Below are 26,363 nucleotides of genomic sequence, written 5' to 3' on the forward strand. Positions count from 1 at the left end.
TAGATCAAAAATAGCGTCTGTTTGACGCAAGCATTTTGCTTTATCTACCCGACAGAATATGGTTTTTAACGCGGCCAAAGACAACGGGAGAGGTGCGACTGATTCACACCTTTTCGCGAGAGACGCAAAGATCAAACGATCAGGACAGAACATGAAGAATGCTTTGATGCTTTCGGGCTTGGTGACAGCCCTCTCCAGCCTTCCCGCCATGGCTCAGGATCTTGAGATCATTGGCAAGCCGGTTGATGGCGGCATGGGGTTTCAGCCTGCCGCGACGGAACTTGCCGTCGGCATTCAGCGGTTGGATACAATGATTCTGGTGATCATAACGGCCATCTGTGTGTTGGTGGCCGGTTTGCTGCTGTACTGCATCGTGCGCTACAATCAGCGTGTTAACCCAACACCGGCGCGGTTTTCTCACTACTCACCGGTGGAAATCGCATGGACTTTGGGCCCGATCCTGATTCTGGTCTTTATCGGCGCCTTTTCGCTGCCGGTTCTGTTCAAGCAACAGGAAATCCCAGAAGGTGACGTTGTCATTAAAGTCGTGGGCAACCAGTGGTACTGGACCTATGAATATGTCGATCACGACTTCGCGTTCGACAGCTATATGCTGGGCCACCCGGCGACATTGGACGAAGGAACGCGTCCGGCGGATGCTGACGTGAGCCCATTTGTTCTGGACGACGCAATGCGCGCCAAACTGGCAGATGCAGGCTACAGCGATGACGAGTGGCTGCTGGCGACCGACACCGCGGTTGTTGTGCCGGTCGGCAAAGTCATCGTCATGCAGGTCACCGCGTCGGACGTGATCCATTCTTGGACCATCCCGTCTTTCGGCGTGAAGCAGGACGGCGTACCCGGGCGTCTGGCCGAACTGTGGTTCGAAGCGGACCGGGAAGGCATCTATTTCGGCCAATGTTCGGAACTGTGCGGCAAGGATCACGCCTATATGCCGATCACCGTGAAAGTGGTCAGCCAAGAGGCGTATGACGACTGGTTGCAAGGCGCGATCGAGGAATATGCGGGCCTGCCTCAAAGCTATCTGGTTGCTTCAAAGTAAGTGCCTTAAGGGCGGGTCAATCCCCGTCCTGAACAAGATGCAGACTGCGCGGGTGTCCGCGCAGTTTTCGACCCAAAAGGACCGGAAATGACCGACGCAAGCATCAATGCCAGCGCTGTGAAAACCCAGCCTTCCGCGCATTCCCTGGCGGATGAGCCCAGCTTTGGCGATTACTTTGCGCTGCTGAAGCCGCGTGTGATGTCTTTGGTTGTATTCACCGCTTTGGTCGGATTGTTGGCTGCACCGGTGCCGGTGCATCCGGTCGTCGGCTTTTGCGCCATCCTGTTCATCGCGATCGGCGGCGGCGCTTCGGGTGCGCTCAATATGTGGTGGGACGCGGATATCGACAAAGTGATGAAGCGGACAAGAAACCGCCCCATCCCGTCCGGTAAAATAGACGCGGGCGAGGCTTTGGCTTTGGGACTGGCGTTGTCCGGTCTGTCCGTCATTATGCTTGCTTTGGCAACAAACGTGTTTGCAGGCGCATTTCTCGCCTTCACCATCTTCTTTTATGTCGTCATCTACACGATGTGGCTGAAGCGCTTGACGCCCCAGAACATCGTGATCGGTGGCGCCGCCGGGGCTTTTCCACCGGTCATCGGTTGGGTTGCGGCGACCGGGACGATGCCGATTGAACCCTGGCTGATGTTTGCTCTGACATTCATGTGGACACCGCCGCATTTCTGGGCCTTGGCGCTGTTCATGCGCTCTGATTACGATGATGCGGGCGTTCCGATGTTGACCGTGACCCATGGTCGTCGTGCAACGCGTATTCACATACTGATCTATACAGCCCTGTTGGCCATTCTGGCCGTTGGTACTGCGTTTTCGAACATTGGTGGACCGATTTACCTGACGGTTGCATTGGTGCTTAACGCCTTGTTCTTGCGCGGTGCGTGGGTGATTTCGCGCCGGACCGAAGAGGATTCGGAAGCCGACAACTTTAAGGTCGAAAGGGCTTTCTTCAAGCTGTCATTGCTCTACCTATTCTTACACTTCGGTGCGATACTGACCGAGGCGCTGCTGAAGCCCTATGGCTTGGGGGGCTGGTGATGAGCCTGCGCAAAAGCCATGAACTGCATCAGCGCCGGTTCAGCCGCAACCTAGGCGTTGGGCTGACACTGGCTGCTTTCATTGTAATTATCTTTGGCCTGACGGTCGCTAAGGTCTCGGGCACCGATTTTGGGATGGCAACAGAAGAGGTACAGAACTGATGGCTTTATCTGGTCCGCAAAAGACCGTCGCACAAACGGTGGGTGTTGTCATTCTGATGGGCAGCCTAGCCTGGGCGGCTGTGCCTTTTTACGACTGGTTCTGCCGTGTGACCGGATTCGGCGGCACGACCGGCGTCGCCGAAGAGGCCCCGGATGACATTTTGGACCGCGTTGTTACCGTGCGTTTTGATGCGTCCAAGGCGAAAGGCATGGCTTGGGAGTTCAAGCCGGTCGAACGCGAAATGGAGGTGCGCATCGGTGAAACCGGCTTGGCCTTCTACGAGGCCTATAACCCAACAGATCGCCCCATTGCGGGCCAGGCCTCTTACAATGTGGCGCCGTATTCCGCTGGCGGGTATTTCCAGAAAATCGCCTGTTTCTGCTTTGAAGAACAGGTACTGCAGCCGGGCGAGCGCGTTGAGATGCCGGTAAGCTTCTTCGTCGATCCTGAAATGGTTGAAGACCTCGAAGCGAAATATGTGCATACGATCACACTGTCGTATACATTCTACGAAATTGACCTGCCCGAGGGCTATGCCGCCCTAGAAGTGCAGGCAGATACAAACACGAACTAACGCCTGTAGGTGAGGGACGCTGATGGCACACGCTAAGAACCACGATTACCACATTCTGAACCCCTCGATCTGGCCGCTGATCGGAGCGATTGGCGGCTTTGTTATGCTGTTCGGAGCCGTCCTGTGGATGCACGGCATAACCGCCTGGATGTTCTGGATGGGGTTTGTGGCCGTCATCTACACCATGTTCGCGTGGTGGTCCGAGGTGGTCGCGGAAAGCCGTCAGGGGGACCACACCCCGGTGGTGCGCATTGGCCTGCGCTACGGCTTCATCCTGTTTGTGATGTCCGAGGTGATGTTCTTCTTTGCCTGGTTCTGGTCGTTCTTCAAGCATCGCATGTACCCGATGTACGACTATGCCGGCACCGAATACATCCAGCCGGATATCTATGCGGTTGACCCGTTTCACCTGCCACTGATCAACACGCTGGTCCTCTTGCTGTCCGGTTGTGCGATCACCTGGGCCCACCACGCGCTGGTGCATGACAACGACCGCAAGGCGCTGGTCAATGGTTTGGCCATCGGGATTGTGCTCGGCATCGCCTTTACCGCCCTTCAGGCATATGAGTACTACGAGCTTCTGGCTCACAAAGAGTGGGAATTCGGCGGTGACCAGTTCTATTCGAACTTCTTCATGGCGACAGGGTTTCACGGGGCACACGTGCTCATCGGAACGATCTTTCTGATCGTCTGTCTGATCCGAGCGATGCGAGGGGACTTCACGCCAGAAAAGCATGTCGGCTTCGAGGCCGCGGCCTGGTACTGGCACTTTGTCGACGTGGTCTGGCTGTTCCTGTTCTTCGCCGTCTACATCTGGGGGCAGGCGCCGTACATGTAAAACGTGCTGCGTAAGCAAATTTCAAAAGCCGCCTCCGGGCGGCTTTTTATCTACCCGGAACGCAACATTGCGCCCCACACAATTGCGAGGTTGCATTTCTTTTCGCGCAGCCCTTAACAAGGCCTCGGCTCCTGTGCCTTAGAGTGAAAAACGGAGGTTTGAAATGCGCCGTATCCTGTTCCCACTGATCTTCGGTATTGCCGGTTTGGCAATCCTGATGTCGCTGGGACTGTGGCAGGTTCAGCGATTGTCATGGAAAGAGGCGATACTGGCGGAGATTGACGCCCGTATTGGCGGCACGCCAGTGGATTTGCCCGCCGCGATTGATGCCCAGACACATCGCTATCAACCGGTAACCGTTTCAGGATCGATGCTGCCGAGGGAAATCCATGTTCTGGTTTCCGTCAAACAAGTCGGTCCCGGCTATCGTATCATTGCGCCGTTCCAAGCGGGTGACCGAACCATCCTGATCGACCGCGGCTTTGTGCGGACCACAGAAAAAGAGGCCGTACGGCAGGTCGGAGAGATGGACGTAACGGGCAACCTCCATTGGCCGGATGAGATCGACAATTACACGCCCGAGCCTGATATTGACGGCAACATCTGGTTTGCGCGCGATGTGCCGGCCTTGGCGAATGAATTGAATACCGAGCCGGTGCTTTTGATTGCCAGGTCGGCAACCGACCCGAGTGTAACGCCGCTGCCGGTTGATTCTGCGGGCATCCCCAACGACCACCTGCAATATGCAGTGACCTGGTTTGGTCTCGCTCTCGTGTGGGCGGTCATGACCGGATACTTCCTATGGCGCAGCCGCGCCCCGTCTGAGAGTGAAAAGACATGAAATACATCTCGACCCGTGGGCAGGCGCCCGAACTGACATTTGAAGAGGCCATGCTCACAGGCCTTGCCCGCGATGGCGGTTTGTACGTGCCTGCTGAAATTCCGGCGATGAGCCATGGCGAGATCGCCGCGCTGGCCGGGCTGTCGTATGAAGAGACCACATTCCGCGTGATGTGGCCCTATGTCAGCGACTCTTTCGCTGAGGATGAGTTCAAGGAAATCATCGCCAGCGCTTATAAGGGCTTTGGCCATGACGCGCGCGCGCCGCTCAAGCAGTTGAACGAGAACCACTTCCTGCTGGAACTCTTTCACGGTCCCACGCTGGCCTTCAAAGACTTTGCCATGCAATTGATTGGCCAACTGTTTCAGGTTGCCCTGAAACGACGCGGGGATCGTGTAACCATCGTCGGCGCGACCAGTGGTGACACCGGCTCGGCTGCAATCGAGGCGTTTCGCGGTTTGGATGCGACAGATGTGTTCATCCTGTTCCCCGATGGCCGCGTCTCTGAGGTTCAGCGCCGCCAGATGACGACACCCGCAGAAAGCAATGTGCACGCGCTGGCCGTGGATGGGGACTTCGACGATTGTCAGGCCGCATTAAAGGACATGTTCAACGATTTCGACTTCCGCGATGGGGTGAAACTGGCGGGCGTGAACTCGATCAACTTTGCCCGCGTTTTGGCCCAGATCGTCTATTATTTCTCAGCCGCCGTGAGCCTTGGCTCGCCGCATCGCCAGGTCAGCTTTACCGTGCCCACAGGCAATTTCGGCGACATTTTCGCCGGATATCTGGCCAAACGCATGGGCCTGCCCATTGACCGCCTGGTGGTTGCAACCAACCAGAACGACATCCTGCATCGCTGCCTTTCGGGAGAGGGGTATTTTAAGGGTGAGACCATCCCCTCGATCAGCCCGTCAATGGACATTCAGGTCAGCTCGAACTTCGAACGTGCGCTCTACTACGCCTACGGCGAGGATAGCGGCGCCGTTGCACAGTTGATGGATGAATTGAAGCAAGGTGGCTTCCACGTCAGTCAAGGCGCAATGCAGGCCCTGCGAGAGAGTTTCGATTCGGGGCGTGTGTCCGAGGAGGAAACCCTGAACACGATCAAATCGACATTGACCCACAGCGCCGAACTGGTTTGCCCGCATACTGCCATCGGTATCAAAGTCGCCGAAGAATTGCGCACAGCTGATGTGCCGATGATCACTCTGGCCACGGCTCATCCGGCAAAATTCCCTGCGGCGGTCGAGAAGGCAAGCGGTGTGCATCCGCCTCTTCCATCCCGCATGTCTGATCTGTATGAACGTCCGGAACGGGTGACCCGCATCGCCAATGATCTGGGCGCCCTTAAGGATCATATCAAAAGGCACATCGCTGAGTGACTGTCAGACAAGAGCAACTGAAGAACGGATTTCGTATCGTCAGTGAACACATGCCGGGGCTGCAATCGGCGGCCATTGGCATCTGGGTAACCGCCGGCGGGCGGCATGAGCGGGTCGAACAGAACGGTATCGCCCACTTCCTTGAACATATGGCGTTCAAGGGCACCGAGCGCCGATCCGCACTGCAAATCGCCGAGGCGATCGAGGATGTCGGCGGCTACATAAACGCCTACACATCGCGTGAGGTCACCGCCTACTATGCGCGTGTCCTCAAAGACGATGTCGCGCTGGCGATGGATGTGATCGGTGATATCGTTCTGAATCCCATCTTTGATCCGCGCGAAATCGAGGTCGAGCGCGGCGTGATCCTGCAGGAAATCGGTCAGGCTTACGATACGCCTGACGATGTGATTTTCGATTGGCTGCAAGAGCAAAGCTATCACAACCAGCCGCTGGGTCGGACTATTCTTGGCCCCAGCGAGCGGGTCAGCAGATTTTCTCGGGAGGATCTGTCCGGGTTTGTCACCGAGCATTACGGCCCCGAGCAAATGATCCTGTCTGCTGCCGGTGCGATAGACCATGACGCGCTGATTAAGATGGCCGAAGAGATGTTCGGCCACCTGAAACCCAGCAAGGGTCTGATCGCCGAGCGCGCCCGCTTTACCGGCGGAGAGGCGCGGCATGACAAGCATCTGGAACAGGCGCATTTCGCCTTGGCGCTGGAAAGCCCCGGCTACCGCGACGATGCAATCTATACTGCGCAAATCTACTCAACCGCACTGGGCGGTGGCATGTCCTCGCGCCTGTTTCAGGAAGTGCGCGAAACGCGCGGTTTGTGCTACACGATTTTTGCCCAGACCGGTGCCTATGCAGATACCGGCACTACGACGATCTATGCTGGTACCTCGGCCGATCAGATCACGGAATTAGCGGATGTCACCATTGATGAGATGAAGCGCGCGGCAGAGGACATGAGTGACGACGAAGTCGCCCGAGCGCGGGCGCAGATGAAGGCGGGAATGCTGATGGGTCTGGAAAGCCCGTCCAACCGGGCTGAACGGTTGGCACGGTTGGTACAGATCTGGGACACAGTGCCGTCGTTGGCGGATACCGTGGCCAAGATCGATGCGGTCCGCACCGACGATGTCCGGGCTTTCGCCGAACAGATGGCCGTTCAGGCTCCGGCAGCGCTGGCGCTTTATGGACCGGTTTCGGGGGCGCCAACGCTGGCACAGCTGCAGGAGAGGCGCGCAGCGTGATGCTACTCGGCAGACGCAAGCTGAAACTCGAGACCGAGCGGTTGAGCCTGCGCCCGCCCATTCATTCCGATTTCAATGGCTGGACCGCCTTGCGACGCGCGTCCAAGCAATTTCTGACCCCGTGGGAGCCGGTTTGGGCCAAGGATCATCTGAGCCGCAAGTCTTTCACTAATCGCGTCTACTGGGCGCAGCGGTCGGTTGCAGGTGGAACTGCGATACCGTTGTTTTTGTTCCGGCGCAGCGATGACGTACTGGTAGGCGCCATCACGCTAGACAACATCCGGCGCGGTCCGGCCCAGGCGGGAACGCTTGGCTACTGGACTGGACAGGCTTTTGCCCGGCAGGGATACATGCGCGAGGCGATCGGAGCGATCGTCCATCATGCCTTTACGCGGTTGGACCTCAGCCGGATCGAAGCCGCCTGCCTGCCGGAAAACGCCGCGTCGCGCGGGTTACTGGAAAGCTCGGGTTTCAAGTATGAGGGCGTGGCGCAGTCTTATTTGCAGATCAACGGCCGATGGCGGACGCATGTGTTGTATGCCAGTCTGCGGTCGGACCGGCGCGGCAAGACCGACGCGGGGTAGCCGACTTATGTGGGTTCATTGGGGCGCTGCCCCAAACCCCGAGATATTTTTGGCCAGATGAACAAGGGGCATGACTTGTCTGGCGGTTGCGCTACACTCATGCCATGCGCTGGATTGTTGCGGCATTGATGGTGATCTCGGGCGGGGCTGCGGCGCAGGAACGGCGGCCGAGCCACTGTATCGCCATTGCGGATGCTGCACCCGGAATCGAATATGTGCATAAGGCGGCGTGGCAAGATCCGGTGCCCGCGTTTTCGGTTCGGATCAGTTACATCGCGCATGCGTCTTTCCTGATCCAGACGCAGGGCGGGTTGAACGCAGTTACGGATTTCACCGGTTTTATCGGGGGCGCCGATCTAATCCCGGATGTGGTGACGATGAATCACGCGCACAGCACCCACTGGACCGCTAATCCCGATCCGGCCATCCCGCATGTTTTGCCGGGCTGGGGTGATTTTGGGCAGGGGATCGACCATCACCTTGATTTGGGCGAGATGTTGGTGCGCAATGTTTCGACCGATATCCGGTCGGCCTATGGCGGTGTCGAGGAACGCGGCAACTCGATCTTTGTATTCGAGGTCGAAGGGCTCTGCATCGGGCATCTCGGGCATTTGCATCATGTTCCGTCGGATGAACAGTTCGCCGCTCTTGGACGGCTGGACGTGGTCATGGCCGCCGTTGATGGGGGCACGACCATGCCGCTGCCGGACATGATCTCGGTCCTGAGGCGGCTCAAAAGCTCGGTCATCATTCCGATGCACTGGTTTTCAGACTTCTCCCTGGACCGGTTTCTGGTGGACATCCGCAACGATTTTCCGGTCGAACGAGAGGGTGTGTCTGAGCTTATCGTGTCATTGCGCACATTGCCGGATCGGCCAACGGTTGTGGTTCTGAAACCGCGTTACCTGATTGATCTGGAATAGGACTTGCCGTGACGGGCCGTGTTGGGCAAGGAGGAGGCATGACCCTGAACCCTGCCGATGACCGTCTGGCGGAAGCGATCCGCACCGATCTGGGCGATGACGTACTTCGGCCGGTGTCAGATCGCTACCTGGAAGAGCCGCGCAACCGGTTCGCCGGACATGTCGGCCTTTTGGCCTTGCCGCGTGGCGTGGATGACGTGGCCAAGCTGGTGCAGCTGGCGTCGGACGCCAGCGTTCCGATTGTCCCTTATGGCGGCGGCACCGGGTTGGTTGGTGGTCAGGTGATGACCGACGGGCCAGCTCCTCTGATGATTTCGCTGGAGCGGATGACGGCCATCCGGGAGATCTACCCAACCGAGAATATTCTGATCGCCGAGGCAGGTGCCATTCTGCAAGATGTTCAGGCGGCCGCAGAGACCGCCAACCGGCTGTTTCCGCTGTCTTTGGCGGCGCAGGGCTCCTGCCGGATCGGTGGCAATCTGGCCACCAATGCGGGCGGCGTGAATGTGCTGCGTTACGGCAATGCGCGCGATCTGTGTCTTGGGCTCGAAGCGGTTCTGCCGAATGGCGAGATCTGGCATGGTCTCAGTCGCTTGCGCAAGGACAATACAGGTTACGATCTGCGTGACCTGCTGATCGGGGCCGAGGGGACCCTAGGGATCATCACGGCCGCTGCACTCAAGATGTTCCCGCGCCCGACCGCTGTGGGCACGGCAATGTTTGAGGTATGTTCGCCCGAAGCCGCCATCGACCTTCTCGCGTTGGTCCGGGATCTGGTTGGGGAGGCTGTCAGCACGTTTGAATTGATCCACCGGCAGGGTTTCGAATTTCTGGCAGAGGTTTTGCCGGACGTTCGCCAGCCCTTCGCGGCTCCTCCAGAATGGTGCGTTCTGATCGAGTTGGGGCTTTCGGGCGGGCGCCAACCCGTCGACGCTTTGGAGGGAATATACGAGAAAGCCGAAGGGTTAGGCCTGGTCAGTGACGGGATCATCGCGATGAGCGAAGCGCAGCGCGCGGACCTTTGGGCTGTCAGGGAACGCATCCCCGACGCCAATCGCCTGATCAGATCGGTCTCAAGCCATGACATCTCGGTCCCGATCTCGCGCATTCCTGACTTCATTCGGCAAGGTGCAGAGGTTGTGGGCGCTCTGGGTCCGTTTCGGATCAACTGTTTTGGTCATCTTGGCGACGGAAACCTGCATTACAACGTGTTTCCCCCAAGGGTCGCGGCCGGGGGGAATTTGACGATGTGCGCATGTCGGTCAAATCTGCGGTGCATGATCTGGTGGATGCTTTTCAAGGATCAGTCAGCGCGGAGCACGGGGTGGGGCGCCTGAAAACCGGGGATCTCGAGAAGTACAGCGACCCGGCAAAGTTGAGCGCAATGCGCGCCATCAAAAAGTCGCTTGACCCAAAGGGGATCATGAATCCGGGCGCCGTTCTAAAAATGTGAACACGGCCCGGTCCGACCAGGCCGTGTTCCAGGGTTCGTTTACGATGCAGGCAGGATCACCTTGTCGATCACGTGGATCACGCCATTCGACGTTTCGATGTCGGCCTGAACGACGTTGGCGTCGTTGACCATCACACCGGAATCCAGATCGATGGTGATGTCACCACCTTGCACGGTGGCTGCCGTCATATCGTCCGACAGGTCTCCGGACATCACTTTGCCCGGAACAACGTGATAGGTCAGAACGGCGACCAGCTGATCTTTGTTTTCGGGCTTCAGCAAATCTTCAACGGTGCCTGCCGGCAACGCGGCAAAGGCGTCATCGGTCGGTGCAAAAACGGTAAACGGACCTTCGCCCTTCAGCGTGTCGACCAGCTCGGCAGCCTGAACGGCGGCTACGAGGGTCTCAAAGCTGCCAGCCGCGACGGCTGTGTCCACGATATCTTTACCGTGGCCATCGGCCATGGCCGAAGTGCTCAGCAGGATGGATGCGAAACCGGCGACGGCGAGTTTGCGGAACATAGTTTAGTCTCCCTAGGTTTGAAATGCCTTAAACAGCATCAACCGAGGTACGAGGGCTGATCGTGAAAAGATCACCCAGTCTGCCAAAAAACCAGCTTGAATTTGGGTCCGTGCGGTCTAAGCCCGCGCGGCTTCAAATTTCCAATCACGAATATGTGATTTCCCGACGTGCTACAGCCCTTCGAACTCGCACAGGACGTGAACGTCCATACCCATAGCCTCAAGCACTTTGCGGCCGCCAAGCTCGGGCAGATCGATGATAAAGGCGCAGGACACGATTTCGCCGCCCAGCCGTTCGATCAACTTGATACCGGCAGCAGCCGTACCGCCGGTCGCCAACAGGTCATCCACAACAAGGATCGTTTCACCGGGCTGAATGGCATCATCGTGGATTTCCACGATCGCCTCGCCGTATTCCAGCTTGTAGTCCTGACTGATCGTGGTGCCGGGCAGCTTGCCCTTTTTGCGGATCGGAACAAACCCGACGCTGAGCTGGTGGGCAATTGCGCCGCCCAGAATAAAGCCGCGCGCCTCAAGACCGACAACCTTGTCGATCCGCTCACCGGCATAGGGGTGCAACATCTGGTCGATTGCGATACGAAATCCGCGCGGGTCGGCGAACAGGGTTGTTACGTCCCGGAACATGATCCCTTCATGTGGGAAATCGACGATGGTCCGAATGTAGTCTTTGACTGTCTTATGTCTGGACATGAGCCAACCCAGTTAACTGAAAACACGCGGCGGTGTTTGGCCCATCGGGGTCAGTCTTGCAAGAAAAGATTACTGTCCGCCCTTACTTGCGGCGGTCAGCTACGGCGTTCGGCAGTCCATAGTAACGATACAGCGCGGCAGGCAGCCACGACAGGTGCGGTTTGCGCCAATTGCGCTGGTCACGCAATAGAAATGCCTGAGCGACATGAAGGTTCATTGCCATAATCCTTTTTTGTTGTTAGGTGCCCGATATCTACATCCTCTATTCAATGTATATACAATGCATAGAGATATGAATCAAGTGTTTGACGGGAACAAGGCGCGTGGCAAAGAAAGACGGTAAGAGATCTACCAAGAAAAACAGTCAGTTGGTCCTGCGGCTGGACAAGGATGAACGCGACGCTTTTGTGGACCTATGCAAGGAACTCGACACTTCGGCGGCACGTGAGATCCGGCGCTTCATCCGCGGTTTCATGAAGGAAAACGCAGAGGACTAGCTGTGTTTCACGCTGGTCGGCGCAAGACCGCTGTGGCCACGCCCATACCGATCAGAGTTAGCCCTCCAAACCGGGTCAGCGCAGTGATCACGCCCGCGCGTCCGATGGTTCGACGCAGCCGGTCGGCCAACAGGGCATAGGCCAGGGCGTTTAGCCAGGCCAATCCAACGAATGTTGCGATCAGGATGGCAAATTGCGGGCCCAGCGGGTCGGCCGGGCGGAGAAACTGCGGAACAAACGCGATGAAGAAGGCAATGGATTTTGGGTTCAAAGCGGTCACCGCCGCGGCGTGGCCAAAAACGCTGCGGGCTGAGACGTCGCGTCCGGTTTCAACCGGATTCAATCCGCCAGAGGGCGCGCTGCGCAGCAATTTCAGCCCCAGCCAGACCAGGTAAGCCGCGCCCACCCATTTTAGAACGGAAAACAACGTCGCTGAGGCCAGAACCAGCGCACCCAGTCCCAGCAAAGACGCGGTCATTGCCACCAGATCACCCACCGCGACCCCGGTCGCCGACGCAACCGCGACGCTGCGCCCCTTAGACAGAGCGTAGCTGAGCACCAACAATACCGTCGGTCCGGGAATCAAGAGAAGTGCGGTCGAAGCAGCCACAAAGGCCAGCCAAAGGTCCAAAGACATGGGTCATCCTGCTAGTGTCGTGAGGCGCAGCAAGCCTTGAAGATTTGGTCCGGTCAAGAGATTTCTATGCGGAGGCATGCGCCTCGGACACAGGTCCAAAACTAAAGATCTGATTAAGCTTGAAGCGTGTTTCTTGAATCCGCGCCATCAATTCCCAAGCTTTTAGAACCTGGTTTAAATTGGAGGACCAGATGGCACAGTCAAAAACCGTACTCTCTCGGGTCTCAACATGGCACACGTGGTTTGACGCGCAGCGATCAAGAAAGGCCCTGATCACGCTGGTTCTTCTGGCGGGTACGCTTTACGCTGCGGCCATTGGATACATGTACCTGAACCAGCGCTCCCTGCTCTTCAAACCCGAAGGCGTGTTACCCAATCCAGCCGTTGTGGGGCTTGCAGACATAGACGTCACAACGGCGGTCATGACCGACGGAACGGAACTGACCGTTTGGTCCGCGCCACCGATCATTGAGGATGCGCCGACGGTACTGTTCTTTCATGGGCAAAGCGGCAATCTGGGCGATCGGTCCGAACGGTTCGGGGAAATCCTTAACAGCGGCTATGGGCTTCTGGCGCCCAGCTATCGGGGATATCCCGGCAGCGCCGGTGATCCCACCGAGGCGGCGCTGATCTCGGACGGGATTGAATTGTTCGACATGTTAGACGCACAGGATCAGTCCGTGGTCCTTCACGGCCAAAGCCTTGGAACTGCGGTTGCAGCCGCGGTGGCCGAACAACGACCCGACGCGGAATTGCTGGTTCTCGAAGCGCCGTTTACCGCAACGGTTGATGTCGCCGCAGAACGTTATCCGTGGTTGCCCGTGTATGCGTTGATGAAGGATCACTTCGCAACGCGCGACATTATTGACCAAATCGAGGTCCCGACTCTGATTTTTCACGGTACCGAAGATGAGACGGTACCGCTGCACCACGGCGAAAACCTGTCGGCCCTCGCTAATGACAACTCGCAGCTCTATGTCATCTCAGGCGGCACGCATAACGATCTCTGGTCTCACGGCTTGTGGCAGGTGGTCGACCAAACGTTGAAACAGCGCTGACCCCTATTCTAGGCGTTACAGAATTCGACCAGCGACCGCATCCAGTTTTGCCAGCAACGCCGGGTCCCGTTTCTCTGGCGCAGTCAGAATCGCGTATTCGAGGGCCCGGTCGCATCCATGCGGGCATGGGTCACGCTCCGACCCCAGCAGGGCGGGCAGCCCCTTGACCAGCGCGCGACCCTTGTCGGCATTCCCTGTCAGCGTCGCAACAATCGCGGCCACATCCACCTCACCGTGATCCGGGTGCCAGCTGTCATAGTCTGTGACCATTGCAATTGAGGCGTAACACAACTCCGCTTCGCGTGCGAGCTTGGCCTCGGGCATGTTGGTCATCCCGATGACATCGCAACCCCATTGTTCCCTGTACATCTTGGACTCCGCAAGGGACGAGAACTGAGGGCCTTCCATCGCAAGATAAGTCCCACCGCGATGGAGGGTGATACCCGCAGCCGTCCCAGAGGTTTCACAGGCGTCGCTCAGACGCGGGCAGGTCGGGTGGGCGACGCTCACATGGGCAACGCAACCCGTTCCGAAAAAGCTTTTCTCTCGCGCAAATGTCCGGTCGATGAACTGATCGACGATGACAAAATCGCCCGGCGCCATGTGTTCGCGGAACGAGCCGCAGGCCGACACCGAGATCACATCGGTCACACCCAGCCGCTTTAGCGCGTCGATATTGGCGCGATACGGCACATCGGTTGGCGAATGAACGTGGCCCCGCCCGTGGCGCGGCAGGAAGGCCATGTCCACACCATCCAGTGATCCGGTCAGGATCTGATCAGAGGGCGCCCCCCAGGGGGTCTCAATCGTGACCCATTCCGGACGCTCCAGCCCATCGATGTCATAAATGCCGGATCCGCCGATAACGGCAATTTTGGTCTGGGCCACAACGGCTCTCCTATGCAAATCTCATTCTATTGAGTTCTGCGGGTCGCAGGTGTTTTTGGCAAGTGGCTTCAACGGTTAGTGTGCCTAACTTTGGTTTGATCGATCTAGCTATGCGTCAGGCGCATACCAGGTTCTCGTCAGGCGCTGTATCTCGATGGGCTCCTGAGCGCTAGAAGGCGCCTTTCGCGCGAACCCATCTGACCGACAGGACCGTTCAATGCACCGAGCCTTGCTGGCAAGTTTTGCCAATCGCCTTGCCATACCGGATCTCCGCTGGATGCCGGACGAAGGCCTGACCTTGTCACGATTGCGGATTGAGCTTTTGTCGGGTCTGACCGTCGCCCTTGCTCTGGTGCCCGAGGCGGTGGCCTTTGCGTTTGTAGCGGGCGTACATCCCCTGGTCGGCCTCTACGCAGCCTTTCTGGTTGGCCTGATCACTGCGCTGATCGGTGGTCGCCCCGGGATGATCTCTGGTGCGACGGGGGCTCTTGCCGTTGTGATGGTCGCATTGGTAGCGCAGCACGGGGTCGAGTACCTGTTCGCGACCGTTGTTCTGATGGGCATTTTGCAAGTCATTGCTGGCGCAATGCACTGGGGGCGTTTTATCCGTCTGGTGCCGCATCCGGTGATGCTGGGTTTCGTGAACGGTCTGGCTATTGTGATCTTTCTGGCGCAGATGGGTCAGTTCAAAGTCCCCGGCACCATGGAAAACACCGGCCACGGCCTGAGCGGCGGTGAGTGGCTGTCAGGTATGCAGCTTTACACGATGCTGGGTCTGGTGGCGCTGACCATGGCGGTGATCTGGGTCATGCCGCGCGTGACGCGTATCGTACCCGCCCCTCTGGCAGGCATTGTCGTTGTTGCGGCACTGGTGATTGGCTTTGGTCTGGACGTGCCGCGAGTGGGCGATCTGGCGTCCATCGAGGGCGGTCTGCCGACGTTTCACATCCCAATGGTGCCGCTGAACTGGGAAACCTTCCAAATTATCCTGCCTTACGCCGTCATTCTGGCCGCCATTGGCCTGATCGAATCCCTGCTGACGCTGAACCTTGTGGGCGAAATCACCGGTAAACGCGGCGGTGCCTCGCAGGAGTGCATCGCACAGGGTGCAGCCAACGTTGTGACTGGCTTTTTTGGCGGCATGGGCGGTTGCGCGATGATCGGTCAGTCGATGATCAACGTGAAATCCGGTGGCCGCACCCGGATCGCCGGGATTGCGGCAGCGGTATTCCTGCTTGTCTTCATCCTGTTTGCCTCGCCTTTGATCGAGCAAATACCTCTGGCTGCGCTCGTGGGCGTGATGTTCATGGTGGTGATCGGCACCTTTGCCTGGAACTCGTTCAACATCATGCGCAAAGTGCCGTTGACCGACGCGTTCGTCATCGTGCTGGTCACTGTGGTGACCGTAATGGAAGATCTGGCTGTTGCAGTTGTGGTTGGCGTGATTGTCTCGGCACTGGCTTACGCCTGGAACAACGCTACCCGCATCCACGCCGTCACGCGGGATTCGGAAACAGAGAAGGGCGCCAAGGTTTACGAAATCAAAGGGCCGCTATTTTTTGGTTCGTCCGATGGCTTTGTTGAACTGTTCGATGTCCCGACCGATCCGGATACCGTGATTGTGGACTTCGCGGACAGTCGCGTAGTTGACCAGTCGGCTCTGCAGGCCATCGAGAACATTGCTGGCAAATATGAAGCCGCTGGTAAACGCGTGATGCTGCGCCACCTCAGCCGGGATTGCCACAAGCTGCTGAACAAGGCGGGACACCTGATGGTCGATAGCGATGATGACCCGGACTACGGGCTCGCCGTGGATTACTCGGTCCGCACCGGAATTTTGGGCGGGCATTGAATTGCTACAGGTGGCCAGTTTGGCCACCTTTTAGGTTGGCGCAATGCGTTCCAGCGTTTCGATATCGCCGGACAAAAGCGCCTCTTCGGCCTTTGAGATCAATTCGAGGGGCCAATCCCACCAGCTCAGGGCCAATAGCCGGTCGATCGTTTCTTGATCGAACCGGAAACGCCGCACTTCGCCTGGGTTCCCGGTCACGATTGCATAAGGTGGAATATCACCGCGCACCACGGACCCTGCGCCGATGATCGACCCGGTTCCGATCCGGGCACCGGGCAGGATCAACGCGCCATATCCGAACCAGACGTCATGCCCGACCACAGTGTCCCGGCGATCGGGTTGGTATTCGAGCAGATTTTTGGGATCGAAAACCGGAAATGGATAGCAGGTCGCGCCGTTCATCGCGTGGTTTGCCGATGAGGTGATGAACCGGACGCCATGCGCAATCTGGCAGAATTTTCCGAGCTCCAGTTTCTCTTCAGAAAACGGAAACAAGAATGGGGCCAGTTGTTTTGCCCAATCTTCCGGGGCGTCAAAGTCCGAGGCATAGCTGAACGTCCCGGCTTTTAGGCGCGGGTGATCAATGGCTTCGGACAAAAAGACCGTGCCTTTGTATTGGGACCCGTCGGGCAGGGTGATCGGGTACCGGCGGGTAGGATCAGGTAAGGGCATCAGTCATCCGGTCTTGCGAGGCTGAACAGGTCGTTCACGACCGAATAGTCCCGATATCCCAGTCGGGCAAGAGGTCGGAACGAGGTAACGTCGAACTTGCCGTCCCGCATATGGTCGTCATGCAGATGCACGCCGGTGACTTCGCCGAACACCACCCGATTGGCCTCTCCCGGCAGCGTCACGATCTGCGTCATCTTACACTCGAGCGCCGCCGGGGCACCCTCGATCCGCGCGCAAGGGATCGTTTCGCATTCAATGGGAACCAAACCGGCGTGATCGAATTCATCAACATGTTTTGCAAGACCCTCGGAACTGGCATTCATGGCGTCCCGATGCGCATAGGCCACGACATTGACGCAGAAGACACCGGTCGCCTCGATATTGGCGATACTGTCCTTGCCGCAGTTTTGGTCGTGTTTGGCACCCGTCGAGGCAAACATAACCTGCGGCGGCGTGTAGGCCACCCCGTTGAAGAAGGAGTAGGGCGCAAGGTTGTTGACACCATCCGCATCACGGGACGAAATCCAGCCGATTGGGCGCGGCGTGATGATGGCGTTGAACGGGTTATGCGGCAAACCGTGGCCGTCTTCGGGGCGATAGAACATCTGATCTCCAAGCGTTTGCCCAAGGCGTATCGAAGTGCTAGGGCGAATGCCAGTAAGGAAAAGAGGGCAGGGTGCAGCAGTTCGAAATCAGACCGGAAGCACCGGATGATTGGTGGGAGGTTGAAGCCCTGTTTGACCTGTGCTTTGCACCGGGGCGCGAGGCTCTGTCGTCTTATCGACTAAGGGACGACATTCCGCCGGTGTCCGGTCTTTCTCTGGTCGCGCGCGATGGGCAGGGCATTCTGGCTGGGGCGATCCGGTTCTGGCCGGTTCACATTGGTACACATGACGCGCTGCTTCTGGGTCCAGTTGCTGTACACCCCACCCATCAGGGCGAAGGTCTGGGCGGTTTTTTGATTCATCAGGGGATTGATGTCGGGCGCGGCAAGGGCTGGGAGCGGGTGATGCTCGTCGGAGACGCGCCGTATTACGCCCGGTTCGGTTTCGCACGTTTGAACGGAATCGAGATGCCGCCGCCGACCAACCCAGACCGCGTTCTGGGGCACGAACTGACCCCCGGCGTATGGGAGGGCGTGCGCGGACCAGTCACCCGCTGGACCCGCTGACCTATTGAAACCTCTCTGCCCGATACCGATGTTGAAAGGGCAGGAGGGTACAGATGCAGGACATGGTTCTTGTTGAAGAGGTCGATGCCGAAGCCGAGTTGGACCGGCTGGCACAGCACTACCGAACGGCTGGCGGCGCAGGGGTTAAACTGCTTAACCGGCTGGGCGGGTCCGCTGAATCATTGCTGGAACAGCTGCCGGAACCCGTGCGGCAAGGCCTGACCGGAGCAACAGAACAGGCGCTCTGGATTGCCATGCACGCGGCGCAGGGATCGCGCAGGGCTGTACCGGATCAAAAACCCTGGGTGAATACTGCCGTGACGACCGCCATGGGGGCGGCCGGGGGGTTAGGTGGCGTTTCCACAGCCTTGATGGAATTGCCCGCGACCACAACCATGCTGTTGCGATCTATTCAGGGAGCGGCTGCGCGGGAAGGGTTTGATCCCGAACAGGAAAATGTCAAATTCGACTGTGTCCGGGTGCTGTCTGCCGCCGGGCCTATGACCCATGATGATGGAGCAGATCTTGGGTTCTTTTCGGTCCGACTCACACTAACGGGCCCTGCGATGCAGCGGTTGATTGCTGCCGTGGCTCCACGCTTGTCTGTGGTTCTGGGCCAGAAACTGGCTGCGCAATCGGTGCCGGTGCTCGGCGCCATTGCCGGAGGCGGAACCAACTATATCTATACGCGCTACTATCAACAGATCGCTCATGTGCATTTTGGCCTGAGACGCTTGGCGATGGATGCCGATATCCCTCATGAGGAACTGGTGCGGCAACTGTCTGCACGCATGTAGCCTCTGACACCCAAATCACGGCCAACCTTGGCTTGATTATCATCATGTGGTATCCATGATGTAACGAACCGCAAAATATCACAAAAACTCAGCGGTTTGATGTACAGGCATGAACCCCGCTCGAAAGGCGTCACCGCGTGATGGATGCAAGGCTTTCGCCGCATGTGTTACGGAGAACTGGAAAGCTTCCTGTTCTGCCGCAATCGGCCGCATTGTGTTATCGCATCGAGAAGGGCCGGCCGGAGGTGTTTCTGATCACGACCCGAAGGTCTCGCCGCTGGGTCATCCCCAAGGGGTGGCTTATCGACGGGCTCACGCCGGCAGAAACTGCCGCTCAGGAAGCGTGGGAAGAGGCTGGCGTTGTTGGAGACTGCATCCCGGATCAGCTTGGCCAGTTTACTTACCTCAAACAGCGCCCGGATCAAGCGCCGGCGATGTGTGTGGTGGACGTGTTCCCCCTGCATGTGCGATCCGTCATGTCGAGCTTTCCAGAGAAAGGTGAGCGCCGACGCAAGTGGTGTTCGCCTAAAAAAGCCGCACTTAAGGTCAGTTCACCGGAACTGGCTGCACTGTTGCGAAGATTTGGACCTTACCCGCACTGAGTTGACGTCAGAAAGACTTGATATTGCCATACCGGTAGGTATCTAATTGTTAAGCCATATTTTGGACGCAACATGATTCAATACGCACTAAAATGCAGCGAAGGCCATACGTTTGAGAGCTGGTTCCAATCTGCTGAAGCCTACGACAAACTGTCAGTTGCCGGCTTGGTGACATGCGCAGTTTGCGGGTGCCAGCACGTTGAAAAGGCCGTCATGACGCCGCGTGTGCGTCCGGCGCGCACTGCGCAGGGGCAGCCCGAGACCGCCCCCGCAAAGCCAGGGCCGATAAACGTCTCAACCCCGTCGCCGGAGGTCGAAAAGGCTCTTACGGAATTGCGGCGCAAGGTCGAAGAAAATCTGGACTATGTCGGTACGGACTTTGCGGATGAGGCCCGCAAGATTCACCTTGGCGACGCCCCGGAGCGTGCGATTTACGGCGAGGCAAAGCCGGATGAGGCCAAGGCCTTGATAGAGGACGGGGTACCCGTTGCCCCGTTGCCCTTTATTCCCAGCAGAAAGACAAACTGATCCATGCACATTGTGATTACCGGGGCCAGCCGTGGAATCGGGCAGGCCCTGGCAGATCGCTACCGCGCGCAGGGTGCGGAGGTCACCGGCACCGCGCGCGATCACAGCGCGCAGGCTAGGTTGGAGGTTTCGGACCCTGACCAGCAAGCCGAGTTTGCCAAAAAACTACACGGCCAGCCCGTTGATCTGCTGATCTGCAACGCCGGCGTATATCTGGACAAAGGGCAGGACATCGATGGCTACCCCGCTGAAATGTGGGCCCAAAGCTTTGCCACCAATGTCACCGGCGTTTTTCTGACAATTCAGGCCCTGTTGCCTAATCTGCGCGTCGCGCGCGGCAAGATCGCGATCTTGTCGTCGCAAATGGCCTCACACACGCGCGCGCCCGGCGGCAGCTATATCTATCGCGCCTCTAAGTCGGCGGTGCTCAATCTAGGTCGAAATCTTGCAACCGATCTGCAAGGAGACGGGATTGCCATCGGCATCTACCATCCCGGTTGGGTTCAGACGGATATGGGTGGCCCCGCCGCTGAAATCACTGTCGATCAGGCGGTGACAGGGCTGATGGCGCGTTTCGAGACATTGTCGTTAAACACCACCGGCTGTTTCGAGACTTGGGAAGGCGCGCCTCACGCCTACTGATCGCCCAACGCCGCGCGGGGGATTTCGTAGACCTCACCGGGCTCGATGAAAATCACAAACAAATCTCCAGGCGTTTCATAGCTGAGCTTCGAGACTGAACTGCTCGAATCCGGCTTTCCATCGGTGAAATAGATGTTGCGGACTTCCCCGGTTGGCAACAACACCGCAAGAGTTGCCGTTCCATCGTCGCGACGCCGCAACTCCGCATTGCAGTCCTGCAGCGGGTCTCCGGCCAGAGCTGCGCAGGGCACAGTGCCCAATGCGTTTTTCCCATCCGTTCCGGCTTGTGTCGCGACTTGTGCCACGGCAGGTGATGAGAGAAACGTCAGGGCGATAGCAATGCGGAGCATGAATAACCTCTTGGAACAACAGACGCTCACAGGCTTGCATTCCGCCAAAGCATTGTAAAGCGGCTGTGTATCGCGGGCGGAAGACTCAGCGCCCTTGCCCTTGCGACCCCCCTCGCATAAGAGGCACGGGACTATGCATCTCAGGCGCGGAGACACTTGCCCCCATGCCCGTACTCGTAATGAAATTCGGCGGCACCTCGGTTGCCAATCTCGACCGTATCCGTCGCGCGGCCAAGCGCGTGGGCGTCGAAGTGGCCAAGGGGTATGACGTGATCGTCATCGTGTCGGCGATGTCGGGCAAAACCAACGAGTTGGTGGGCTGGGTTGACGAAACGTCGCCGCTTTATGACGCGCGCGAATATGATGCGGTCGTTTCGTCGGGCGAGAATGTTACGGCGGGCCTGATGGCGCTGACCCTGCAGGAAATGGATGTGCCGGCGCGCAGTTGGCAGGGGTGGCAGGTGCCATTGCTGACCACCAGCGCGCACAGCCAGGCCCGGATAGAGGAAATTCCAACCGACAACATCACCCAGAAGTTCGATGAAGGCATGCGGGTCGCCGTTGTCGCGGGCTTTCAGGGGATTAGCCCCGAGGGTCGTATCACCACGTTAGGGCGGGGGGGGTCGGACACCACGGCGGTGGCCTTTGCCGCTGCGTTTGGGGCCGAGCGCTGCGATATCTATACCGATGTCGATGGTGTTTACACCACCGACCCGCGCATCTGCGAAAAAGCCCGCAAGCTGGAAAAGATCGCGTTCGAGGAAATGCTCGAACTGGCCTCGTTGGGGGCCAAGGTATTGCAAACCCGCTCGGTCGAACTGGCGATGCGCTACAAGGTACGCCTGCGGGTGCTGTCCAGTTTCGAGGAACAATCCGACAATGCAGGCACGCTGGTCTGCGCCGAGGAGGATATCATGGAATCCAATGTTGTGGCCGGTGTGGCCTATTCTCGCGACGAAGCCAAGATGACCGTTGTGTCGGTTGCGGACCGCCCCGGGATCGCGTCGATCATCTTCACCGCGCTCAGCGATGCCGGCGTTAACGTGGACATGATCGTGCAAAACATCTCGGACGAGGGGCGCACGGATATGACCTTTTCCTGCCCCACCGAGCAGGTGACCCGCGCCGAAAAGGCCTTGCTGGAGATCAAGGAAAAGGGCGAGTTGAACTACGCCGAACTGGTCGCGGACGAGGATGTCTGCAAGGTGTCTGTGGTCGGTATTGGCATGCGTTCGCAATCCGGTGTGGCGGCAAAAATGTTCAAAGTACTCTCGGATGAGGGGATCAATATCAAGGTCATTACAACCTCTGAGATAAAAATTTCGGTATTGGTGGACCGGAAATACATGGAACTTGCTGTTCAGGCACTGCATGATGCCTTTGAATTGGACAAGGCGGCCTGAGCAAATATGCCAAGGTTCTTGCCTGACACCGTAAATTAGGTGGGCCATGGCGGACGGTACCGAAACAGAATCCCGCAAACTGCTGGGGCGTCTGCGCGAGGAGATGGCGAGCGAAGTCGCCGGTCAGGAACGCCTTGACCGGATCACCACGCTGATTGCCGACAGCATTCAGCGCGAGGTGTGTTCGATCTATCTGTTCCGCGATGAAGACACGCTGGAACTCTGCGCGACCGAAGGCCTGTCGCCTGAGTCGGTACACAAAACGCGCTTGCGGCTGGGCGAGGGGCTGGTGGGCCGCGTCGCCCAATCCAGCCAAGTCGTCAATACGGCGGATGCGCCTTCGGCCAAAGGATTCCGGTTCATGCCGGAAACGGGCGAAGAAAGATATTCGTCTTTTATCGGCGTGCCGGTGCAGCGTCTGGGTCAGAAGCTGGGGGTTCTGGTTGTTCAGTCGCGCGAGGCTCGGGAGTTTTCCGCCGACGAGGTTTACGCCCTGGAAGTGGTGGCCATGGTGTTGGCCGAAATGGCCGAGCTGGGTGCCTTTGTGGGCGAGGGCGCGGCCCTGTCGCCACTTCACCAGCAATCCGTGCTGTTACGTGGGGACCTGCGCAGGAAGGCTCAGCCGAAGGCCGTGTCTGGCTGCACGAACCGCGCGTTGTTGTCACCAACCCGATCGCCGATGACCCGCATCGCGAACGCGAGCGTCTGACCGAGGCGGTCGAGGAATTGCGCGTCGGTGTCGACAAGATGCTGGAAATCTCGCAAGGCGGCGACACCGAACAGTTGCAGGTACTGGAAGCCTACCGGATGTTTGCCAATTCCAAAGGCTGGATGCGCCGGATGGAAGAGGACATCGCCCTTGGCCTGAGCGCTGAGGCAGCGGTCGAAAAAGAACAGTCCCAGGCGCGCGCTCGCATGGGGCAGGTGACAGACCCTTACCTGCGCGAACGGCTGGCGGATCTGGATGACCTCAGCAACCGTCTGCTGCGTATTCTGACAGGTCAGGGCAATGCAAACGGCGCAGACCTGCCACCCGATCCGATACTGATTGCCCGCAATATCGGGCCTGGCGATCTATTGGAATACGGTCGCGCCCTCAAAGGGATCGTGCTCGAAGAAGGCTCAGTCGGCAGCCACGCAACAATTGTCGCGCGCGCGCTGGCGATCCCGCTGGTGGTTCATGTGGGGCGCATCACCACAGAGGCGCTGAACGGCGATCACATCATGGTCGATGGGGACCAGGGCGTTGTTCATCTGCGTCCCGAAGATACTGTGGTCAGTGCCTTCCGGGACAAAATGGCGATGCAGGCCAAGGCGCAGGAGCGTTATGCGTCGATCCGGGAAACACCAACTGTGACGAAAGACGGGGTCAGGATCAATCTGGTCATGAACGCCGGACTGATGGCCGATCTGCCTTCGCTTGAGACCTCGGGCGCCGAAGGCGTGGGCCTGTTCCGCACCGAGTTGCAGTTTCTTGTCCGCAACAAGATGCCCAAGCGGTCGGAACTTGTGGCGCAATATCAGCGTGTTCTGGATGCCGCTGGCGATAAACGGGTGGTGTTCCGGACGCTGGATATCGGCTCGGATAAGGTTCTGCCCTACATGAAACATGTGGATGAACCGAACCCGGCACTGGGTTGGCGCGCGATCCGCGTTGGGCTGGATAAACGCGGCGTCATGCGTATGCAACTTCAGGCTCTTATACGCGCTGCCAATGGTCGGCCGCTGACCGTCATGTTTCCCTTTGTTGCTCAGGCAGATGAGTTCCGCGAGGCGCGCTGGGAAGTCAGAAAAACGATTGAGCGCGAAAGGCGCCTGGGCCGTGTCCTGCCGGAAACGCTCGAGGTGGGTGCGATGCTGGAAACGCCCTCGCTTGGCTTTGCCCCACAGAAGTTCTTTGACGAAGTCAATTTCATCTCAATCGGCGGCAACGATCTGAAACAGTTCTTTTTTGCCGCCGACCGCGAAAACGAGCTGGTGCGTCGCCGGTATGACACCCTGAATGTCAGCTTTCTCAGCTTCATCGAGCGTATCGTGGAGCGGTGTGCCATCTCTGAAACCCCTCTCAGCTTTTGCGGCGAGGATGCGGGGCGTCCGGTCGAGGCCCTGTGTCTTGCCGCCATGGGTATCCGCACGCTCTCAATGCGCCCGGCGTCGATTGGTCCGGTCAAAAGCCTGCTCTTGCGCGCGGACCTGCATGACGTCCGTAAGATCATCGCCGACGCGCGCCATCGCGGGGAACAATCCGTGCGCCCATCGGTGATGGAGTGGTTGCGCAACTATGGATAGGTCGTGAAACCGCGTAATCCTGTCATTCTTCGCTTGATTTTTACGTGTTGTCTTTTTATGTAAACGGCGAATGTTAGCGGTAACAGTAGGTGCTCTGCATGTTTCCCTATTGCGCCAAGCACCATGCTAAGCTGCCTGCGGCAAACTTTAGAGGAGCCTGGTTATGGTTTCACGCGTAATTCCGGTAGATCCGTTCGACCTTGTGTTGTTCGGCGCGACCGGCGATCTGGCGCAGCGTAAAATCCTGCCGGGGCTGTATCACCGCTTTGAGGTCGGGCAGATGCCGGACGACGCACGGATTATCGGGACTGCCCGCTCTGACATGGACAGTGATGGCTTCCGTGATCAGGTGCGGGCGTCGATGACGGAATTTGCTCCGCAGTTCGACAAAGACACGCTGGATCGGTTTCTGTCTCGCGTCGAATATGTGTCGGTGGACGCGTTGGGCGATGCTGGCTGGCCCGCTCTTCGCGAATTGCTGCGCCCCGAAATTGTCCGCGCGTTTTACCTGTCGGTGGGGCCCAGCCTGTTTTCCGGCATTGCCAAGCGTTTGCATGACGAGGGCCTGGCGACTCCGGACAGCCGCATCGTCGTAGAAAAACCCTTTGGTCACGATTTGGCCTCGGCCAAGGCACTCAACGAAGGCCTTCGCGCGTGTTTCGACGAGCATCAGATCTATCGGATCGATCACTATCTTGGTAAGGAAACCGTGCAGAATCTGATGGCGCTGCGCTTTGCCAATTCCCTGTTCGAACCGCTCTGGAACTCTACCCATATCGACCACGTCCAGATTACCGTGGCCGAAACGGTTGGGGTCGAGGGGCGCGGCGCGTATTATGACCAATCCGGCGCCATGCGCGACATGATCCAGAACCATCTGGTGCAATTGCTGTGCCTGACCGCGATGGAGCCACCGTCGAAATTCTCGCCCAACGCGGTGCGGGACGAAAAAGTAAAAGCCATTGAGGCGCTAGAGCCGGTTGCTCAAGCCGACATTGCACGCGGTCAATACCGTGCAGACAAGGGCAATGACGGGTATGTCGATCATGTCGGCAACCCAGCAAGCCGTACGGAAAGCTTCATTGCGCTCAAAGTCCACCTCGGCAATTGGCGCTGGGCCGGGGTGCCGTTCTATCTGCGCACCGGAAAACGCCTGCGCGCCCGGGAATCCGAGATCGCGGTCTTCTTCCGCGACCCCCCGCACACTATCTTTCCCAATGTGGGTCCCTTGCGGGGCAACGTTCTGGTCATCCGTCTGCAGCCGGACGAGGGGATTACATTGCGCACGACCATCAAAGATCCCGGTCCAGGCGGGTTCCGCCTGTCCGACGTCTCGCTGGATATGAGCTTTGCCGATGCACTGGGCGACGAGGCCAGTCCGCCGGATGCCTATGAACGCCTGATCATGGACGTGATCCGAGGGGACCAGACGCTGTTCATGCGGGGTGATGAGGCCGAGGCCGCCTGGGCCTGGGTCGATCCCATTATTCAGGGCTGGGAAGACCGTGGCGACCGCCCCTCCCGGTACGATCAGGGCAGCTCGGGACCCGAAGAAGCATTGATGCTGATGCATCGCGATGGGCGTCGCTGGCGCCAAATCGGAGGTTAG

28 protein-coding genes and 2 pseudogenes are annotated in these 26,363 nt (G+C 58.3%); 22 read left to right on the top strand and 8 right to left on the bottom strand.

Going from position 1 to position 26,363, the window contains the following annotated elements:
• Positions 1 to 151: 151 nt before the first annotated feature.
• The 11 genes and pseudogenes from coxB (at position 152) to ACR3ES_RS10320 (ending at position 10,135) form a co-directional block, all read left to right on the top strand.
• A complete protein-coding gene (gene coxB / locus ACR3ES_RS10270; RefSeq protein ID WP_170432072.1) occupies positions 152 to 1,063 on the top strand; it encodes a cytochrome c oxidase subunit II in 912 nt (303 codons plus the stop codon).
• Positions 1,064 to 1,150: 87 nt separating this feature from the next.
• A complete protein-coding gene (gene cyoE, locus ACR3ES_RS10275; protein WP_170432075.1) occupies positions 1,151 to 2,116 on the top strand; it encodes a heme o synthase in 966 nt (321 codons plus the stop codon).
• A complete protein-coding gene (locus ACR3ES_RS10280) occupies positions 2,116 to 2,277 on the top strand; it encodes a hypothetical protein (protein ID WP_170432078.1) in 162 nt (53 codons plus the stop codon). The genes cyoE and ACR3ES_RS10280 overlap by 1 nt, the downstream gene beginning before the upstream one ends.
• Positions 2,277 to 2,852, top strand: a complete 576-nt coding sequence (locus ACR3ES_RS10285; protein ID WP_170432082.1) for a cytochrome c oxidase assembly protein — start codon at positions 2,277 to 2,279, stop codon at positions 2,850 to 2,852. The genes ACR3ES_RS10280 and ACR3ES_RS10285 overlap by 1 nt, the downstream gene beginning before the upstream one ends.
• A 22-nt stretch (positions 2,853 to 2,874) precedes the next feature.
• Positions 2,875 to 3,690 carry a cytochrome c oxidase subunit 3 gene (locus ACR3ES_RS10290; protein WP_170432084.1) on the top strand — a complete coding sequence of 272 codons (816 nt, stop codon included), beginning with the start codon at positions 2,875 to 2,877 and terminating at the stop codon, positions 3,688 to 3,690.
• 163 nt (positions 3,691 to 3,853) lie between these two features.
• Positions 3,854 to 4,531 (top strand): SURF1 family protein, encoded by a 678-nt coding sequence (locus ACR3ES_RS10295; RefSeq protein WP_170432086.1) that lies wholly within the window; start codon positions 3,854 to 3,856, stop codon positions 4,529 to 4,531.
• Positions 4,528 to 5,916, top strand: a complete 1,389-nt coding sequence (gene thrC, locus ACR3ES_RS10300) for a threonine synthase (RefSeq protein ID WP_170432089.1) — start codon at positions 4,528 to 4,530, stop codon at positions 5,914 to 5,916. The genes ACR3ES_RS10295 and thrC overlap by 4 nt, the downstream gene beginning before the upstream one ends.
• Positions 5,913 to 7,175, top strand: coding sequence for a M16 family metallopeptidase (locus ACR3ES_RS10305; RefSeq protein ID WP_170432092.1), 1,263 nt, complete (start codon positions 5,913 to 5,915; stop codon positions 7,173 to 7,175). Before thrC ends, ACR3ES_RS10305 begins: the two co-directional genes overlap by 4 nt.
• Positions 7,175 to 7,759, top strand: coding sequence for a GNAT family N-acetyltransferase (locus ACR3ES_RS10310; RefSeq protein WP_170432095.1), 585 nt, complete (start codon positions 7,175 to 7,177; stop codon positions 7,757 to 7,759). Before ACR3ES_RS10305 ends, ACR3ES_RS10310 begins: the two co-directional genes overlap by 1 nt.
• 104 nt (positions 7,760 to 7,863) lie before the next feature.
• Positions 7,864 to 8,682: an MBL fold metallo-hydrolase gene (locus ACR3ES_RS10315; RefSeq protein ID WP_480425304.1), complete on the top strand. Its 819-nt coding sequence runs from the start codon at positions 7,864 to 7,866 to the stop codon at positions 8,680 to 8,682.
• A 38-nt stretch (positions 8,683 to 8,720) separates the two neighbouring features.
• Positions 8,721 to 10,135, top strand: a pseudogene (locus ACR3ES_RS10320) (FAD-binding oxidoreductase).
• A 39-nt stretch (positions 10,136 to 10,174) separates the two neighbouring features.
• Here the strand turns inward: ACR3ES_RS10320 and ACR3ES_RS10325 are convergent.
• The 3 genes from ACR3ES_RS10325 to ACR3ES_RS10335 form a co-directional block, all read right to left on the bottom strand.
• Positions 10,175 to 10,657, bottom strand: a complete 483-nt coding sequence (locus ACR3ES_RS10325) for a fasciclin domain-containing protein (protein ID WP_170432101.1) — start codon at positions 10,655 to 10,657, stop codon at positions 10,175 to 10,177.
• A gap of 171 nt (positions 10,658 to 10,828) precedes the next feature.
• The gene (locus ACR3ES_RS10330; RefSeq protein WP_170432104.1) at positions 10,829 to 11,368 is read right to left on the bottom strand and encodes an adenine phosphoribosyltransferase; all 540 of its coding nucleotides are present in this window, start codon (positions 11,366 to 11,368) and stop codon (positions 10,829 to 10,831) included.
• An 82-nt stretch (positions 11,369 to 11,450) separates the two neighbouring features.
• Positions 11,451 to 11,585, bottom strand: a complete 135-nt coding sequence (locus tag ACR3ES_RS10335) for a hypothetical protein (RefSeq protein WP_480425306.1) — start codon at positions 11,583 to 11,585, stop codon at positions 11,451 to 11,453.
• Positions 11,586 to 11,691: 106 nt separating this feature from the next.
• Between ACR3ES_RS10335 and ACR3ES_RS10340 the strand changes: the two genes are divergently transcribed.
• Positions 11,692 to 11,865 carry a hypothetical protein gene (locus tag ACR3ES_RS10340; RefSeq protein ID WP_170432107.1) on the top strand — a complete coding sequence of 58 codons (174 nt, stop codon included), beginning with the start codon at positions 11,692 to 11,694 and terminating at the stop codon, positions 11,863 to 11,865.
• Between the two features lie 7 nt (positions 11,866 to 11,872).
• Here ACR3ES_RS10340 and ACR3ES_RS10345 read toward each other — a convergent pair whose 3' ends face one another.
• Entirely contained in the window at positions 11,873 to 12,502 is a 630-nt protein-coding gene (locus ACR3ES_RS10345) for a LysE family translocator (RefSeq protein WP_170432111.1), read from the bottom strand.
• A 191-nt stretch (positions 12,503 to 12,693) separates the two neighbouring features.
• On the opposite strand from ACR3ES_RS10345, the gene ACR3ES_RS10350 reads away from it, so the two are divergent.
• Positions 12,694 to 13,560: an alpha/beta hydrolase gene (locus ACR3ES_RS10350; protein ID WP_170432114.1), complete on the top strand. Its 867-nt coding sequence runs from the start codon at positions 12,694 to 12,696 to the stop codon at positions 13,558 to 13,560.
• A 15-nt stretch (positions 13,561 to 13,575) separates the two neighbouring features.
• Here ACR3ES_RS10350 and ACR3ES_RS10355 read toward each other — a convergent pair whose 3' ends face one another.
• Positions 13,576 to 14,448 (bottom strand): S-methyl-5'-thioadenosine phosphorylase, encoded by an 873-nt coding sequence (locus tag ACR3ES_RS10355; protein ID WP_170432117.1) that lies wholly within the window; start codon positions 14,446 to 14,448, stop codon positions 13,576 to 13,578.
• Between the two features lie 217 nt (positions 14,449 to 14,665).
• Here ACR3ES_RS10355 and ACR3ES_RS10360 point away from each other — a divergent pair, with 217 nt between their 5' ends.
• Positions 14,666 to 16,300 (top strand): SulP family inorganic anion transporter, encoded by a 1,635-nt coding sequence (locus ACR3ES_RS10360; RefSeq protein ID WP_170432120.1) that lies wholly within the window; start codon positions 14,666 to 14,668, stop codon positions 16,298 to 16,300.
• Positions 16,301 to 16,330: 30 nt separating this feature from the next.
• On the opposite strand, the gene ACR3ES_RS10365 is transcribed toward ACR3ES_RS10360, so the two are convergent.
• Both ACR3ES_RS10365 and ACR3ES_RS10370 read right to left on the bottom strand, forming a co-directional pair.
• Complete coding sequence (locus ACR3ES_RS10365; RefSeq protein WP_170432124.1) at positions 16,331 to 16,972, bottom strand: CatB-related O-acetyltransferase; 642 nt, start codon at positions 16,970 to 16,972, stop codon at positions 16,331 to 16,333.
• Entirely contained in the window at positions 16,972 to 17,577 is a 606-nt protein-coding gene (locus ACR3ES_RS10370) for a flavin reductase family protein (RefSeq protein WP_480425308.1), read from the bottom strand. The genes ACR3ES_RS10365 and ACR3ES_RS10370 overlap by 1 nt, the downstream gene beginning before the upstream one ends.
• A 71-nt stretch (positions 17,578 to 17,648) precedes the next feature.
• Between ACR3ES_RS10370 and ACR3ES_RS10375 the strand changes: the two genes are divergently transcribed.
• The 5 genes from ACR3ES_RS10375 (at position 17,649) to ACR3ES_RS10395 (ending at position 20,712) form a co-directional block, all read left to right on the top strand.
• Complete coding sequence (locus ACR3ES_RS10375) at positions 17,649 to 18,143, top strand: GNAT family N-acetyltransferase (RefSeq protein ID WP_170432130.1); 495 nt, start codon at positions 17,649 to 17,651, stop codon at positions 18,141 to 18,143.
• A gap of 53 nt (positions 18,144 to 18,196) precedes the next feature.
• Complete coding sequence (locus tag ACR3ES_RS10380; RefSeq protein WP_170432133.1) at positions 18,197 to 18,940, top strand: EcsC family protein; 744 nt, start codon at positions 18,197 to 18,199, stop codon at positions 18,938 to 18,940.
• 212 nt (positions 18,941 to 19,152) lie between these two features.
• Positions 19,153 to 19,542, top strand: a complete 390-nt coding sequence (locus ACR3ES_RS10385; RefSeq protein WP_480493382.1) for an NUDIX hydrolase — start codon at positions 19,153 to 19,155, stop codon at positions 19,540 to 19,542.
• A 72-nt stretch (positions 19,543 to 19,614) separates the two neighbouring features.
• On the top strand, positions 19,615 to 20,070 hold the full coding sequence (locus ACR3ES_RS10390) for a DUF1178 family protein (protein WP_170432136.1): 456 nt from the start codon (positions 19,615 to 19,617) through the stop codon (positions 20,068 to 20,070).
• Positions 20,071 to 20,073: 3 nt separating this feature from the next.
• On the top strand, positions 20,074 to 20,712 hold the full coding sequence (locus tag ACR3ES_RS10395) for an SDR family NAD(P)-dependent oxidoreductase (RefSeq protein ID WP_170432139.1): 639 nt from the start codon (positions 20,074 to 20,076) through the stop codon (positions 20,710 to 20,712).
• Here ACR3ES_RS10395 and ACR3ES_RS10400 read toward each other — a convergent pair.
• On the bottom strand, positions 20,706 to 21,062 hold the full coding sequence (locus tag ACR3ES_RS10400; protein WP_170432142.1) for a hypothetical protein: 357 nt from the start codon (positions 21,060 to 21,062) through the stop codon (positions 20,706 to 20,708). The genes ACR3ES_RS10395 and ACR3ES_RS10400 overlap by 7 nt on opposite strands.
• 164 nt (positions 21,063 to 21,226) lie before the next feature.
• Here ACR3ES_RS10400 and ACR3ES_RS10405 point away from each other — a divergent pair, with 164 nt between their 5' ends.
• From ACR3ES_RS10405 to zwf, 3 genes and pseudogenes are all read left to right on the top strand, one after another.
• A complete protein-coding gene (locus ACR3ES_RS10405; protein WP_170432145.1) occupies positions 21,227 to 22,465 on the top strand; it encodes an aspartate kinase in 1,239 nt (412 codons plus the stop codon).
• 46 nt (positions 22,466 to 22,511) lie between these two features.
• Positions 22,512 to 24,754: pseudogene (ptsP, locus tag ACR3ES_RS10410) on the top strand (phosphoenolpyruvate--protein phosphotransferase).
• Between the two features lie 163 nt (positions 24,755 to 24,917).
• Positions 24,918 to 26,363, top strand: a complete 1,446-nt coding sequence (zwf, locus tag ACR3ES_RS10415) for a glucose-6-phosphate dehydrogenase (protein WP_170432151.1) — start codon at positions 24,918 to 24,920, stop codon at positions 26,361 to 26,363.

It is taken from the genome of Ruegeria sp. B1 (assembly GCF_056535885.1).

What these genes read in the sequence shown, in the direction of transcription:
- ACR3ES_RS10380 (WP_170432133.1), top strand. Translation starts at nt 18,197, where the DNA reads ATGCAGGACATGGTTCTTGTTGAAGAGGTCGATGCCGAAGCCGAGTTG.
- ACR3ES_RS10325 (WP_170432101.1), bottom strand. Translation starts at nt 10,657, where the DNA reads ATGTTCCGCAAACTCGCCGTCGCCGGTTTCGCATCCATCCTGCTGAGC.
- ACR3ES_RS10350 (WP_170432114.1), top strand. Translation starts at nt 12,694, where the DNA reads ATGGCACAGTCAAAAACCGTACTCTCTCGGGTCTCAACATGGCACACG.
- ACR3ES_RS10295 (WP_170432086.1), top strand. Translation starts at nt 3,854, where the DNA reads ATGCGCCGTATCCTGTTCCCACTGATCTTCGGTATTGCCGGTTTGGCA.
- ACR3ES_RS10370 (WP_480425308.1), bottom strand. Translation starts at nt 17,577, where the DNA reads ATGTTCTATCGCCCCGAAGACGGCCACGGTTTGCCGCATAACCCGTTC.
- zwf (WP_170432151.1), top strand. Translation starts at nt 24,918, where the DNA reads ATGGTTTCACGCGTAATTCCGGTAGATCCGTTCGACCTTGTGTTGTTC.
- ACR3ES_RS10390 (WP_170432136.1), top strand. Translation starts at nt 19,615, where the DNA reads ATGATTCAATACGCACTAAAATGCAGCGAAGGCCATACGTTTGAGAGC.
- ACR3ES_RS10405 (WP_170432145.1), top strand. Translation starts at nt 21,227, where the DNA reads ATGCCCGTACTCGTAATGAAATTCGGCGGCACCTCGGTTGCCAATCTC.
- ACR3ES_RS10310 (WP_170432095.1), top strand. Translation starts at nt 7,175, where the DNA reads ATGCTACTCGGCAGACGCAAGCTGAAACTCGAGACCGAGCGGTTGAGC.
- thrC (WP_170432089.1), top strand. Translation starts at nt 4,528, where the DNA reads ATGAAATACATCTCGACCCGTGGGCAGGCGCCCGAACTGACATTTGAA.
- ACR3ES_RS10315 (WP_480425304.1), top strand. Translation starts at nt 7,864, where the DNA reads ATGCGCTGGATTGTTGCGGCATTGATGGTGATCTCGGGCGGGGCTGCG.
- coxB (WP_170432072.1), top strand. Translation starts at nt 152, where the DNA reads ATGAAGAATGCTTTGATGCTTTCGGGCTTGGTGACAGCCCTCTCCAGC.
- ACR3ES_RS10290 (WP_170432084.1), top strand. Translation starts at nt 2,875, where the DNA reads ATGGCACACGCTAAGAACCACGATTACCACATTCTGAACCCCTCGATC.
- ACR3ES_RS10360 (WP_170432120.1), top strand. Translation starts at nt 14,666, where the DNA reads ATGCACCGAGCCTTGCTGGCAAGTTTTGCCAATCGCCTTGCCATACCG.
- ACR3ES_RS10335 (WP_480425306.1), bottom strand. Translation starts at nt 11,585, where the DNA reads ATGAACCTTCATGTCGCTCAGGCATTTCTATTGCGTGACCAGCGCAAT.
- ACR3ES_RS10365 (WP_170432124.1), bottom strand. Translation starts at nt 16,972, where the DNA reads ATGCCCTTACCTGATCCTACCCGCCGGTACCCGATCACCCTGCCCGAC.
- ACR3ES_RS10285 (WP_170432082.1), top strand. Translation starts at nt 2,277, where the DNA reads ATGGCTTTATCTGGTCCGCAAAAGACCGTCGCACAAACGGTGGGTGTT.
- ACR3ES_RS10280 (WP_170432078.1), top strand. Translation starts at nt 2,116, where the DNA reads ATGAGCCTGCGCAAAAGCCATGAACTGCATCAGCGCCGGTTCAGCCGC.
- ACR3ES_RS10330 (WP_170432104.1), bottom strand. Translation starts at nt 11,368, where the DNA reads ATGTCCAGACATAAGACAGTCAAAGACTACATTCGGACCATCGTCGAT.
- cyoE (WP_170432075.1), top strand. Translation starts at nt 1,151, where the DNA reads ATGACCGACGCAAGCATCAATGCCAGCGCTGTGAAAACCCAGCCTTCC.
- ACR3ES_RS10400 (WP_170432142.1), bottom strand. Translation starts at nt 21,062, where the DNA reads ATGCTCCGCATTGCTATCGCCCTGACGTTTCTCTCATCACCTGCCGTG.
- ACR3ES_RS10395 (WP_170432139.1), top strand. Translation starts at nt 20,074, where the DNA reads ATGCACATTGTGATTACCGGGGCCAGCCGTGGAATCGGGCAGGCCCTG.
- ACR3ES_RS10345 (WP_170432111.1), bottom strand. Translation starts at nt 12,502, where the DNA reads ATGTCTTTGGACCTTTGGCTGGCCTTTGTGGCTGCTTCGACCGCACTT.